Genomic DNA, 13,943 nt, shown 5'->3' with positions numbered 1-13,943 from the left:
TTAATTTAAGCAAGAGCCTTTTTGGACGTTCACTCTCAGTAATATATATGTACTGTTAAATGGCGATCGCTGTGCCAGTTGCGTAAGTCCTGTAAATAAATACTTTAAGTCAATTTTCTAGCGATCGCTCTTAACTATAGCAATTCTAAAACTTTAGTATAAAATATTACATTTATCTTGTAGAGTAGAGATTGCAATTTGTCAGAAATATTGAACTAGTGGTGTATTGAAGTTAACAACTCTAAGATTTATGGTTGTAAAGCCTACTTATAAGTTATGATTTATGAGTTTTATTTTTAACTCCTAATTTCTAACTTTTTACCTGTACCGATCGTGAATCTACGCCGCCTGATTCCAATTTTTGATAGTTCAGTCTCCAACTGGGCATTAGAAGCGCGGTTGTTGCGCTGGTTAACCTTGATTTGGCTGTTCGTCGGCTTGATCATGCTATTTTCAGCATCATATCCTGTTGCTGATGCCCGTCAGAATGATGGGTTGTACTACTTTAAACGTCAACTGCTTTGGGTCTTAGTTTCCCTAATTGGATTCAATATTATTGTTAATTCGCCGTTGCAGAAAATTTTGGGATTATCCCATTGGTTTTTGTTGCTGTTTTTGGGGTTAATTTTTGTCACACTGATCCCAGGATTGGGAAAAAAGGCTTTTGATGCAGCGCGTTGGATTGCGATCGGGCCAATTCCGATTCAACCTTCAGAACTAATTAAACCCTTTTTGGTGTTGCAAAGTGCGCGGCTTTTTGGTCAGTGGGAACGAATTACTTGGCGGGTTCGCTTCGCTTGGTTAGGTGTTTTTGGTCTGGTACTTTTAGGAATTCTTGCCCAGCCTAACTTGAGTACAACAGCACTTTGCGGCATGACTATCTGGCTAATTGCTTTAGCAGCTGGCTTACCTTACAAGTATCTGGGAGGAACAGCAATTGGTGGAGTAATGTTGGCACTACTCAGTATTAGTATTAAAGAGTATCAGCGTAAGCGGGTGATGTCATTCCTCAATCCTTGGGCGGATGCTACGGGAGATGGCTACCAGTTGGTGCAAAGTTTACTCGCTGTCGGTTCTGGGAAAACTTGGGGAGCTGGATATGGGCTTTCTCAACAAAAGCTGTTTTATTTACCAATTCAAGATACCGATTTTATTTTTGCGGTGTTCGCCGAAGAATTTGGCTTTGTTGGCAGTATGGTGTTGTTGGTACTTTTAGCTACATTCGCCACTCTCGGATTAGTTGTGGCGCTGAAGGCTAAAAATATAGTACATAGATTAGTAGCGATCGGCGTGACGACTTTGATGGTAGGACAATCATTGCTCCACATCGGTGTTGCTACAGGTTCTCTTCCGACTACTGGCTTACCCTTGCCCATGTTTAGTTACGGTGGTAATTCCATGATTGCTAGCTTAATAGCTGCTGGGTTGTTGATTCGGGTAGCACGTGAGAGTAGTGAAGCTCAGGTAGTACCGTTGCGAAAACCTCTGCTTGAAAATGGGAGCAGACGCCGAGCTTTTCATAAAACCAGGAATTGAGTTAGCAAAAGCTACGATAGACAAAGTTTTACGCTCTTTGCAAGAATTGAATAGATTATGGAAGACTTAAAACAAGTAATAATCAGTTACTCTAGCACAGACCTCGAACAGCGCAAACATTGGTATTCTCCGGCAGCAGAAGCTTACAATCAGGCAAGACCACGTTATCCTCAAGATTTGATTCACCAAGTTGTGGAACTTGCTCAACTCTCTACTAACTCAAAAATTCTGGAAGTGGGATGTGGCCCTGGAACTGCAACAGTAGGCATCGCTCAATTGGGTTGCTCTATAATCTGCTTAGAACCCAATCCAGATTTTTTCCGGTTAGCTCAACAGAATTGTCAGCCGTATACCAATGTAGAGATACAGAACACATCCTTTGAAGAGTGGGAACTCAAGGCACTTGAATTTGATGCCGTTTTAGCCGCCAGTTCTTTTCATTGGATATCACCAGAAGTTGGATATCCAAAAGCAGCAAATGCCCTCAAAGAAAATGGCAACCTAATTTTATTGTGGAATAAGGAACTTCAACCCAGCTACGAAATATACCAAAGTTTATCGCAAGTTTATCAACTACATACTCCATCTCTTGACCGATATGAAGACCAAAAAACTCAAGAATATATCTTGAGGCAATTAGGAAATATGGCCATTGATTCGGGGCAATTCCAAAACTTGAGAACAGGACAAGTTATATCAAAAGTAACCTACACTGTCGATGAATATTTAACACTTTTGAACACTTACTCGCCATACATAAAATTAGATCCAGAAACTAAAAAGTCTTTATTTTTGGGATTGAGGCGTTGCATAGAAGATGATTTTGGAGGCAGTCTGCAACTTTCATATATTTCTGCTTTTCATATTGCCCAAAAAGTTATCTCTGAGATAAGGGAGTCTTAAATGGGCTATTGTTAGGTAGCAGAATATTATTTAAACCAACAGCAGCACGATTATTCTGTAATGGCATGAAGTGCAAGACTTCTACAGCGTCATCGGTAATCGCCATCAAGCCTTTGGGCTGTTGCAATTGATTGCAAGCAAGGGGCTGCCCAGCGTATCTTACTGTATCATCAGGGTCTAAGCTATCAGCACCAATTCTCCAAAGTCTTAAGGTGCAATCATCTGAGCCACTGACTACAGATAAACTAATGCCACTAAAACGCACTGAGTTGACAGAACGGGTATGTATTACACTTCTTGGTTGCAGGATTAATGCTAGGAGTGCGGCTAATAGTGCGATCGCAGCTAATTGTAGCTATAAAGGTATAATTTGTAGAGTCTTACTTCTAATGTCTGCGTAGCTATGTCTGTACTCCCTAAACGTTTTTTTCCATGCTATTATTTATAATATTTTTTTATATTTTGCATGACTAGCACTATTAAAAAATTAATGTCTCGTGAAAACGTGACAATAGCTTTTTTCCTTTAATTATTGAAATTTATATACTATTAAATATTGTGTAATAAATTGGCCAATTTATAAAAGTCATTTTCAAAGGCGATCGCTAACAGAGATATGAGCCAAAAAGAATATAGAAACGGTAATTGCTACCGTCTTTACAAGGGTTCTGGATAACGCATATTTAATTTCAGGATATGACCTCTCAGCAACGTCTTAACTCAAATTAAAATCGCTGCCCAATTCCTAGATGCACTTTGCTTTCTCCCTGGTCGTTAATACCATAGTCAGCCCGAATTAATCCTAGTGGTGAATTTAATCGCACTCCTGCCCCATAACCAAAACCATAACCTGGTTTATTCCGTACACCTGCCGGATCTCCTAATACAGTATCACCAGAGCCTAAATCTGAGGCGAAGTCGGCAAACAATACACCGCCTACGATTGGTAAAACGGGAAAGCGGTATTCTGCAGAAGCCAACACATAACTGCGACCACTGCCAACTTCTCCAGAATCGTAACCGCGCACTGAGTTGGAACCACCTAAGTTAAAGCTTTCGTAAGGCGGTAAATTCCCAACGACAGTACCAGCTTGCACATTCATCGCAAAGACTTGTGGCTGTTTGCTGTTAAATAACTGCACTGGTAAATATTGGCTGTAGTTAGCTTTGAGGCGATTGAGGGAAATATTACCTTCACCAATGGGCACAGATTGTTCTGTACTCAGACTCAAAACGGAACCTTGAGTTGGATTGAGGGGATTATCACGTTGGTCTTTGGTGGCGGTGAAGGATACGGTAGTTAGGTCGTCAATACCAGTTCCACTCGCAGATAGGGGATTGCCCTGAGCGTCGGTTGGGGTAATATTGCCTTGGCGATCGCGAATACTAGTTCGGGTATAATTTAATCCTAATGAGGTATTCCAGTCATCGATTGGTCGCTGCAAGCTGACACCACCGCCAATTTGACCTTCTCGCACTTTGTCGCCGTTAGCTAACGTAATCTTGTCATCAAAAGTTTCCGAAAGTTCCTGACTACGAAAACCATTTACAGTGTAGCCCAAGCGATCGGGGTTAGTTGTGCGATAAGGACTGGTAAATTTGGTATTAAACTGCAAATCTCGGCTACTTACACCAAGATTCACACCGAAAGTATCATTAATACCGCCGGCATTCTGATCTTGATAGTTGATTGTACCTACCAATCCCTGATCAGCATTGTAATTACCACCCAAGTTAACACCACGTGCCCCAGTTTCTTTGAGTTGATAGACTAAATCAAGTTTTGTCGCATCTCCTTCTAAGGCAACATTCACAGTCTCAAATAAACCGGTACGATATAGCTGTTGGATGTCTTGTTTAACGACATTTTCTTGGAAAATTTGACCGGGTTTCAACTTGAGTTGTTGTTGGAGGAAATCTACTTTGGTGCGTCCTCCAACGGGATTACCCTTGCTATCAACGCTTTTACCCTCATCGTTGACAAAGCGAAATTTGATATCACTCACCAAACCTTCAGCGACATTCACAGTGAGAATGCCTTGAGAACTGGGTTTAATTGATAGCACCCGTGCTAAGTTATAACCATTGTCGGCATACCACTTGTAAATTTGTGCTACTGCTTGTTGCAGTCCACTGGGACTAATGGTGGTTCCAATCTGAGACTGCAAACGTTGTTGAGCGACTTGATAGGTAAGTACTTTAGCACCAGATAATTGCAGCGATTGCACAATCACTGGCTGGACTTGGTATACTAGATTCAATCCAGCCTGTGTGCTAAAGCTATTTACACTGACACTGCTAAATAAACCTGTATTTAAAATTGCTGTTACATCTCTTTGTAGCTGGCTTTGACTGGTTTCTCCACCCACCTGGGTTTTAATTACCTGGCGAATGATTTGCTGTAATTCTTGATTGGCTCCCACCACCTGTACATCTGTAGCTCTGACTACCAAATCGCCTTCAATCGCAGGAGTTTTGGAGGATGAAGGGGAAAAAGAGGGAGTGGGAGGAAGCGTTACTGATGAATTTCCCTTGTCTGTTGATTTTAAGACTACTGGGGAATTTTTATTTGCACCTGTTTGCACGGTGACGGGATTTTGGGAAAATTGTTGTGCAACTATAGTTTCTGGGGAAGCAATTGTCTCTACCCGTGCAGGAGTGTCTTCAATTATCGGCACCACCAAGTTACCAGCTTTTGCAGTTGGAGTAACGGTTTTAGTAGGTGCAGCCGTTGCTTGCTGAGTAAAATTGCCAGTAGCTAAAGTAGCTAAAGTAAAAATTGCAGTAGCAGAAACTCGCATAAATATTTAACCTAATTAACTGGGAGTTAGTTGTAGAGACGCTAGCGAATAGGGATAATACTAACTTCCAGCTTCCTCATCGATTTCCCTATTTATACCTCTTACCCAAACAGACAGTTAATTTTGATATTTTGTTTCTTATGAGTAATTTATCTCGGTCATCCCTAGCTTCTAACTCCCAATCTGCAACTTCTCCTTTGCGGTTACTTGTATTAAGTAATGGTCATGGGGAAGATATGATTGCAGTTCGGATTTTGCAAGAACTCCAACGACAACCAAACCCACCAGAGATATTTGCTTTACCTCTGGTGGGTGAGGGACGTGCTTATGAACAGTTGGATATCCCCTTTATCGGTTCAGTCCTGACTATGCCTTCTGGCGGCTTTATTTATATGGATGGCCGCCAATTGGCGCGGGATGTACGCGGTGGTTTATTGCAACTTACCCTCAGCCAAATTAAAGCTATCCGCCGTTGGGTAAGTTCTCAAAAAAAATTAGGTAATAAAAGAGCGATTTTAGCAGTAGGAGATATTATCCCGCTGTTGTTTGCAACATTCAGTGGCGCTAATTATGCTTTTGTCGGTACGGCAAAATCTGAATATTATGTGCGAGATGAAGCTGGATTATTACCACGGAAATCTAAAGACGCAGGTTGGGAAAACTTTTCTGGTTCAGTTTACCATCCTTGGGAACGTTGGTTAATGAGTCGTCGCCGTTGTCAGGCAGTGTTCCTTAGAGATGCACTGACGGCGGAAATATTAAAACAATGGCCAATTCCAGCTTTTTCTTTGGGTAATCCCATGATGGATGGTCTAGAACCGACGTTTTCACGCCAACAATTTTATAGTCAGAATATCCAACAGCAAGAGACAGTTCGACCTTTTGTAGTGACTCTTCTTCCTGGTTCTCGTCTGCCAGAAGCATACACGAACTGGGAAACAATTATGATTGCCGTATCTGCATTGATGGCAAGCTTTCAACAGCGAGATTCAATCTTCTATACTTCTAACAAAGTAGTGTTTTTAGGTGCGATCGCTCCTGGTTTAGACTCTAATATTTTATCCCAAAGTGTGCAATCCCAAGGCTGGCGCGCTGAATCAGCATCTCCTATCAAACTTAGCGATCCAAATGTCTTGACATTTAAACAGAGAAATGCTTATCTGCTATTTACACAACAAGCCTACAATGATTGCTTGCATTTGGGAGATTTAGCGATCGCAATGGCAGGTACAGCCACAGAACAGTTTATCGGTTTAGGCAAACCTGCGATCGCTATTCCCGGTAATGGACCACAATATAACCCTGGCTTTGCTGAATCTCAAAGTCGTCTTCTCGGATCGTCTTTGATTTTAATCGATCAACCAGCAGAAGTAGTGAAGGTTGTACAATCCCTATTTAAAAACCCGGATAATTTGCAAATTATTGCTGAAAATGGTGGGCGACGCATGGGCAAACCGGGAGCCGCACTACGTATTGCTAATTGCTTGCGGGAAAAATTTGGATAATGGGGCATTGTGGCAGGTTATTCTCCTTATCCCCTTGTCCCCCTCATCTCCCTTGTCCCTAGTCCCTCACGCTACCAACCCAGAACGTAAGGCCCTCACAGCAGCTTGAGTACGGTCATCAGCACATAGTTTATTTAGAATATTACGAACATGGGTTTTTACAGTACCAACTGTAATATAGAGTTTCTCGGCAATTTGCCCATTACTACACCCAGCTACAATCAACTCTAGGATTTCCAGTTCCCGTTGAGTCAGAGGGTATGTTTCCAAAACTTGCTCGTATTCTGTTGCAAGTGCCTCAATTTTTACAGTCTTCGGCTTGTCAGAACCTTGACTTTCTCCTGGAATACCTTGGCGCATCTTCCGCAATACCACGTTGGCAATTGCCGGATCAATCCAAGAGTTACCGCCGTGAGTTGCTTGAATTGCCTCAGTTAATTTACTGATGCTGGTTTCTTTCATATAATAAGAATCAGCGCCAGCTGCGAAGGCTGCAAGTACAGCATCTTCTGTATGATCCATTGTCAAGATGAGAATCTTTGTAGTAGATTGCCCATTTTCAGCCTGGGAGCGTTTAAATTTACGAGTGAGTTCGATGCCATCCATGTCAGGCAAGCCGATATCTACTACCGCTACATCTGGCTTTGCCGTTTCTAAAAGTTTTAATCCTTGGGTAGCATTTGCGGCTTCCCCAATTACTTTCAATGCACTATGAGACTGTAATGCTGCTCGTAACCCCATTCGCGTTAAGTCATGATCTTCAATTAAAATAATACTAATCTCATTCATCGCTACACTCACTCTTGCGCTGTTTGCATCTTTCAAAGTATTGCCTTTTGTAACTATTATCTCTTATATCTCTTATTTTACCAAACTAAAGATAGATGATATTTTAACCTGTCTGCATCCACCGATAGAAATAACAAGTATCCCAAATTTTTATATTTAGATAGAGGACAAATCTAGCTGGAGATATATAGATACTTACACAAAAAGTATGAAATATTGAAACGAATGCCAAATTTCTCCTCCTTGCTGATAATTCAGCTTTGAGTTGCCATGTTCCATTCGTTAATTAGTATTATTTTGGATCAAACTTAAAAAAAGCTTACGAAGATGAAACAATTACAGCGGGTGAAAGTTGCTTTCTGAGAAAGTGAACGATGGTTTCGAGCGATTTTTAATCAAACCTTAGGATTCATCCGATTGATAGAGCCAATAGAGATCCTCATGGAAAGGAATCAGGTAGCGTTAAAATTTGGTGGAATCACCAACAGCAAAGTAATTCGTAGTTGTTGGTGGCGAACTTGTTCGTCTGACTTATCACAGGATATAATACCAACCCTCTGTGCGAACTTCTCCCCTTTTAGGTTTTGAATTTTTGCTTAACTTTTGTCGGGAACCTTTCTTCGGCATTAAGGTTTGGTGATTTGGCGAACATCTATAAGTTCGATATACCTCGATAAATACTAATACAGATGTGGCGATCGCTAATAAAATTGTTGAAATTTCAGGAGGTAGGATTACTTCAGATTCACAAATAGCTATAGATATTACTTTTTTATTTACCTGGTCTAACCAACCTGATAGGTAAAACTGTTCAAGCTTATGGTAGACGATAATGGGATGCAACTCTCACCAATGACTGACGACGGTGGCTTGTTCACTCATCTACAATTGTTTTAAGCTTGTTAAAGTATTTTATCTTACTTTAATATCAGCTGTGTCTGCTTGTTAATTACTAATTATTTGCAGGACATTGGTCATCTGCTATGAGTTTAGTTACCAAAGTCTGGTCAATTAACCAGATTGAAGATACAACAGACTGAATTCAACCCAACGAAAGTCCCGAAAGAGCGATAAACATATTACTAATGGAGGATAACAAAGTTGATATGATCAATGTCAAGTAGACATTAAAGTGGATATTATGCAAAATATCTTAATCAATCAAATTACAGGTTTTAGATATCCGAAAATCTTATATTCTTTAGTTGGATAATCTGAAAGAGAAAAAAATTATACATCAACATATGTTTGGCGGCGAAAATAAAAACCGATGGAAGAGACGCTGAAAATTTTGGTTGTAGACGATGACGAAGTAAACCGGATAGCAATCCGTTCGGCTCTGACTACAGCAGGTATTCAGATGGAACTGTCTGAAGTAGGCAATGGTAATGATGCGTTCTCTGTCTTAAGCATTACTGCTTACGATTGTGTTTTCCTTGACTATTGCTTACCAGATCGGGATGCACTAACCTTGATTCAACAGCTACGTTCTTTGGAAATTAAAGTTCCTTTAGTAATCTTAACTGGTCAAGGAAATGAACAAATTACTTTACAATTATTAAAAGCTGGTGCTACAGATTATCTCTCTAAGTCTAGAATATCCCCAGAAACTTTGTCGCAGGTTTTGCGGAATGTGATTCGGATTTATCGGGCGGAAATGCAGATACATTTGGCAAACCAGCAGATTAGAGAAACTCATGAACAACTCATTTGTAAGAACCAAGAATTGGAAAGACAACAGCAACAGATTCAAATGCAAAACTTCAAGCTATTGGAGGCATCACGTCTAAAATCACTTTTTTTAGCAACTATTTCCCATGAACTTAGAACGCCGATGAATGCGATTATTGGTTTTTCGCAAATACTCCTGCGTCCTAAGTTTGGTCAACTAACGCACCAGCAAGCAGATATGGTTGAGCGCATTTTGAATAATGGGAAGCATTTACTAATGCTACTCAATGAAGTTCTCGACTTTTCCAAGCTGGAGGGAGGAGGATTAGATTTAAAAGCAGAAATATTTGATATATCAAAGGTAATCAATCTCGTTGTCGGTGAAATGCGTTCCTTAGCTGAGGCTAAAAATCTTTCATTGTTAGTACAAACCGATTTGCAAAACCCTTTGGTATTTAACGATCCGGTTCGCGTTAAACAGATTTTGATTAACCTGCTTTCCAACGCCATTAAATTCACAGAGTCTGGTGAAATTTGGGTTGAGGTTAAGGAACTATCGGCAAATCGAGTAGTAATTATCGTTCAAGATACAGGTATTGGCATAGCCCCCAGAGATTTTAAACATATTTTTGAAGCATTTCGGCAAATCGATCAAACTATCACTCGCAAATATCCAGGTACAGGTCTGGGTTTGGCAATTACAGATTCGCTAGTGCGAATGATGGGCGGTAAAATCTTTCTTGAGAGTAAATTGGGGGTAGGTTCAATTTTTAAAATTGAATTGCCACGTCAAATTATATTACCGACTGTCGCAGCCAATGCTCCAGCTTCACAGTTAGATAACGACGATTTTTTTTGTCCGGCAAAAAATCCTCATCAGTCATCTTCTCAAGCCAGAAAAGCACCAATAGAATATCCTAAATTTAAAAATTACTTCCAAAAAAACTGATAAAAATTTATAAATCATGTCTGTAGTTGAAAATAATAAAATTTATCGGATCTTAGCAGTTGACGACACTCAAGATAATCTCATTTTGGTTCAAGCAATTTTAGAAAGTGAAGGGTATGAAATTGATTTGGCTTCAGATGGAATAAAGGCTTTACGGCAAATTGAGCAATCTCCACCTGATTTGATTCTGTTAGATGTAATGATGCCGGGGATAGATGGCTATGAAGTCACACGTCGGATTCGGAACAACCCTGCAATCTCTTATATTCCAATTCTGTTGATTACTGCCTTTCACCAATCCAGCGTTGTCGAAGGTTTGGATGCTGGTGCTGACGATTTTATTCGTAAACCATTTGATACTGATGAACTACTGGCAAGAGTGCGATCGCTATTACGTCTCAAGCACAGTCTGGACGAACAACAAAAAATGGCCCGCCAACGGGAAGATTTTGTTTCCCGTCTGACTCATGACTTGCGGACTCCCCTAGTAGCCGCCGATCGGATGTTGAATTTGTTTGAAATGGAAACATTCTGCAAAATTTCGCTGGAAATGAAACAGGCGATCGCAGTAATGATTCGCAGTAACCAAAATTTGATGGAAATGGTGAACACGCTGTTAGAAGTCTATCGCTTCGAGGCAGGTAAAAAAACGTTGAATTGGGAGGAATGCGATTTATGTGAGATATCTCAAGAAGTAGTCAGCGAACTAAGTCCTCTAACTAATGAAAAAGGCTTGACTCTGGAAATTGATACCCGTGAATTAGATCTACTGAGTCAAAACGCTGGTATGATCATGGGCGATCGTTTAGAATTACGGCGAGTGTTAAACAACCTGATTGCAAATGCCATCAAATTTACAGATACAGGAGGCATAATAATTCGCATTTATGAAACATCATCTAATCCAGGAGATCCAGATTCGGTAATAATTGAGGTACAAGATACAGGATATGGGATTGCGCCAGAAGATCAGGCAACAATTTTCGAGCGATTTCGCCAAGGCAGAAATAAACGCTCAGGGAGTGGCTTAGGACTACATCTATCCCATCGTATTGTAAAAGGGCACGCAGGAACTATCAAGGTCGTTTCTGAACTAGGTAAAGGTAGTTTATTTACTGTGCAACTACCTAAAAGCACTTAAGTTATTCTTGTTCACCACTGATTATTTTACGGATATCTCCCAAGAAATTACATTTAATTTTTGATCTATTTTTATGCTCCCAACAAAAATTAAATTAGCTTAAATTATATGGATTAATTACAGTATCATTTGAAGGTTAATCCAATCAGAATATTGCCAGATAATTTGGCTCTTCTAATATTTGTATACTCCCAACGACAGATGTCTTGATAGACTGAGATAACTAAATCTATTTTTGTATCATTCTATAGATAGTAGAAATAACTATTTTACAAAGTTATTATTCAACCTATTAATGCCTGAAAAACGTGTATGCACCCTGGAATCATAACCCAGGGTCTTTTTTATAAAAACCTAGATAATCATCGTTTTTTGATCGTTGACTACTGTCCATGTCCACCCTCAAATTTTAATAGGGTGGACATGGACAGCGGTTAAAAAGGATTATAGAGTAAACTAAAATACAGACCGTTTTCTTGTAATGTTCTCTCATCATTTGAGTTGACAGATACTAAAGGAATGCCCCAGTCAAGACGAACGGTGAAGCGATCGCCCTGTGCCCAACGCAACCCCAGACCAACAGCAGCTAAAGTATTATGGTCGGGATTGTCTTTACCAGAAGTATTCCAGCCAACACCAAAATCCACAAAGGGGATAACTTGTAAGGTGCTATCTATCTGGGGTAAGCGCAGAATCGGTATTTGAACTTCCGCAGAAACAAAAGTGCCATTATCTGTCAGCAGGTAATCTTGACGGTAGCCGCGAATGCTATCCTGTCCACCTATGCCAAATTGCTCTATAGGCAGAAGTTTTGTAGATGCTAGTTGCGTATTTAAACGTAATAACAATAAAGTTTCAGGAGCTAAAAGGCGTGCCCACTGTGCTTGCCCTTGCCAAGCAAAAAAACGGCTATCAGGAGCATCTTGATTAACTGTGGCATCCAACACATCTATGCCCAAACTGAATTGAGAGCGTAGGGCGATGACTTCACGACTGTTACGATTCGTCCATTCTTGAAAAAATCGCAACGCAGATACCCTAGTGCGTCCCTCTTCATCAGCACCAGGCGAAAGTTGCGGAGCGGGAACCCTATCTCTGTCTAGTATCCATGAGACATCGCTTTCGCGTCGGGAAGCTGTTAACCCCAGAGCGAATTCTTGTGTAGGAGTTTGAATTATTGGCTGGCGGAATGTCAGTTCGTAGTAGCGAGAAGCCGATTTGATATTTAGGAAGTCGAAAGGAGGTTCAATGACATTACTCGACGTAGTACCATAGTTTAAGCTAAGAGTTCCATTGCGGGGATTGAGAGGCAATGTGTAACTGCCATCAAAGGAGTTGCTACCATCAGTGTTAGTGTATCCTAAACTTAGACCATCTCCCAATCCGAGTAAGTTGGCTTCATTCAATCGTAATCCGCGTCGAAAACTGCCAACACTAGGCGATCGCCCATTATCAAGAACTATTTGGCTACTAAAGGTTTTTGCCTCGCTGACTTTAACTTCTAAAAGACTCGTACCCGTCCCTGATCCTGCTGAGAGTTCAGCAGTCACGTTTTGAATCAAAGGATTAAGTTGCAAAAGTTGCAGGGCTTCTAATAGACGCTGGCGATTCAGAGGTGGTGATGTTGCTATTGCTAATCGGCTGCGAACATAATTCCGATTCAGCCGCCGAGTTCCAGTTACCTGGATATCTTCTAATTTACCTTCGACCACCTGAATTTTGATCACACCGGATTGGATTGTTTGAGGTGGAATATAGGCACCAGAAGTAATGTAACCATTTTTAACGTATAAATCAGTGATTTTAGAACGTGCTTGATAGACTTCAGACAGTGAGATCGGTCGTTTAGTAAATTCAGCAGTGGCGAGGGCTAACTCTTGGGCACTGAAAACTGTGCTACCAACAACTTCAAAGCGTTCAACAACAATAGTTTGAGGAAAGTTGCTAGAGGGTGGTTCATCAGGTGTGGGAGTTGGGACAGAGGGTGGCAATATTTCTGCTGGTGGGGGGAGTGGCTGTGGCACTTCAGGTGAGGGAAGTGGCGTAGGTAAGGGTGGTTGGACATCCTGTGGTCGTGGAATTTGTTGTGATAAAATGAAATTACTAGTTGGTAATTGTGTAGTATCAACAGCTTGAGCTTTCAGTAGACTTAAAGATGTACTGCTGAGTAATAGAAGCATACTCAGCGGTAAGCAGGACACTATAAGATTTTGAGGGTATTTATCAATCATCGCACTGGACTATTTTTTGTCAGTAACTATGGGATTATAAAGGGACTGCTTCAGATGTGAATCTTACTTCATCTTTTGTCGCTAAAGTTGATATCTTGAGCAAATCTCAATTTAAAAGCTAAATCATCTGGTTATTGCAGACTTAAAAGTATCAATAAGATACAGCAGTTTTTTTTTGCATAAAGTACAAAGCTACGCATTTTGAGGCAGGAGGTAGGAACTCTTTATATCTGATGCGTGAGTCCTGCATTTTATACCTCAGTTACTTGTAAACTCCTGTCTCTTGTGAAATCAATTATGCGTTGCCCAAAATCCTTGGTAGGTAAAATTCATGTAGTCGAAGGTTTCCCGTTAGCGTAGCGTCTTTGTTAAGAGAAGGGTATTGTGCCTACGTCATTTTCAGTCCTATATCTCATT

10 protein-coding genes are annotated in these 13,943 nt (G+C 40.6%); 5 read left to right on the top strand and 5 right to left on the bottom strand.

Translation table 11 applies throughout. The features are described from left to right. Positions 1-333: 333 nt before the first annotated feature. Both V7K60_RS04165 and V7K60_RS04160 read left to right on the top strand, forming a co-directional pair. Positions 334-1,536 carry an FtsW/RodA/SpoVE family cell cycle protein gene (locus V7K60_RS04165; protein ID WP_334923173.1) on the top strand — a complete coding sequence of 401 codons (1,203 nt, stop codon included), beginning with the start codon at positions 334-336 and terminating at the stop codon, positions 1,534-1,536. A 57-nt stretch (positions 1,537-1,593) separates the two neighbouring features. Further along, positions 1,594-2,439, top strand: a complete 846-nt coding sequence (locus tag V7K60_RS04160) for a class I SAM-dependent methyltransferase (protein ID WP_334923171.1) — start codon at positions 1,594-1,596, stop codon at positions 2,437-2,439. Here V7K60_RS04160 and V7K60_RS04155 read toward each other — a convergent pair. Both V7K60_RS04155 and V7K60_RS04150 read right to left on the bottom strand, forming a co-directional pair. Continuing rightward, on the bottom strand, positions 2,414-2,704 hold the full coding sequence (locus V7K60_RS04155; RefSeq protein ID WP_334923169.1) for a hypothetical protein: 291 nt from the start codon (positions 2,702-2,704) through the stop codon (positions 2,414-2,416). The two genes, V7K60_RS04160 and V7K60_RS04155, sit on opposite strands and share 26 nt — an antisense overlap. Positions 2,705-3,164: 460 nt before the next feature. Further along, positions 3,165-5,240 (bottom strand): outer membrane protein assembly factor, encoded by a 2,076-nt coding sequence (locus tag V7K60_RS04150; protein WP_334923167.1) that lies wholly within the window; start codon positions 5,238-5,240, stop codon positions 3,165-3,167. A gap of 140 nt (positions 5,241-5,380) precedes the next feature. Here V7K60_RS04150 and V7K60_RS04145 point away from each other — a divergent pair, with 140 nt between their 5' ends. Further along, positions 5,381-6,745 (top strand): lipid-A-disaccharide synthase-related protein, encoded by a 1,365-nt coding sequence (locus V7K60_RS04145; protein ID WP_334923165.1) that lies wholly within the window; start codon positions 5,381-5,383, stop codon positions 6,743-6,745. A gap of 66 nt (positions 6,746-6,811) precedes the next feature. On the opposite strand, the gene V7K60_RS04140 is transcribed toward V7K60_RS04145, so the two are convergent. Together V7K60_RS04140 and V7K60_RS04135 are read right to left on the bottom strand one after the other, a co-directional pair. Next, a complete protein-coding gene (locus V7K60_RS04140; RefSeq protein WP_104908003.1) occupies positions 6,812-7,534 on the bottom strand; it encodes a response regulator transcription factor in 723 nt (240 codons plus the stop codon). A gap of 534 nt (positions 7,535-8,068) precedes the next feature. Further along, positions 8,069-8,377, bottom strand: coding sequence for a hypothetical protein (locus tag V7K60_RS04135; protein WP_334923163.1), 309 nt, complete (start codon positions 8,375-8,377; stop codon positions 8,069-8,071). A gap of 427 nt (positions 8,378-8,804) precedes the next feature. Between V7K60_RS04135 and V7K60_RS04130 the strand changes: the two genes are divergently transcribed. Both V7K60_RS04130 and V7K60_RS04125 read left to right on the top strand, forming a co-directional pair. Continuing rightward, on the top strand, positions 8,805-10,154 hold the full coding sequence (locus V7K60_RS04130) for an ATP-binding response regulator (RefSeq protein ID WP_334923161.1): 1,350 nt from the start codon (positions 8,805-8,807) through the stop codon (positions 10,152-10,154). A 16-nt stretch (positions 10,155-10,170) separates the two neighbouring features. Further along, positions 10,171-11,295 carry a hybrid sensor histidine kinase/response regulator gene (locus V7K60_RS04125; protein ID WP_334923159.1) on the top strand — a complete coding sequence of 375 codons (1,125 nt, stop codon included), beginning with the start codon at positions 10,171-10,173 and terminating at the stop codon, positions 11,293-11,295. Positions 11,296-11,729: 434 nt separating this feature from the next. Here V7K60_RS04125 and V7K60_RS04120 read toward each other — a convergent pair whose 3' ends face one another. Beyond that, positions 11,730-13,475 (bottom strand): ShlB/FhaC/HecB family hemolysin secretion/activation protein, encoded by a 1,746-nt coding sequence (locus tag V7K60_RS04120; protein WP_442944333.1) that lies wholly within the window; start codon positions 13,473-13,475, stop codon positions 11,730-11,732. Positions 13,476-13,943: the final 468 nt, after the last annotated feature.

Origin of the sequence: Nostoc sp. (genome assembly GCF_036917555.1) — a bacterium.
Taxonomy (GTDB): Bacteria; Cyanobacteriota; Cyanobacteriia; order Cyanobacteriales; family Nostocaceae; genus Nostoc.
Note: the sequence above shows the minus strand (reverse complement) of the source record. Positions and strands in the feature narration are given on the sequence as shown.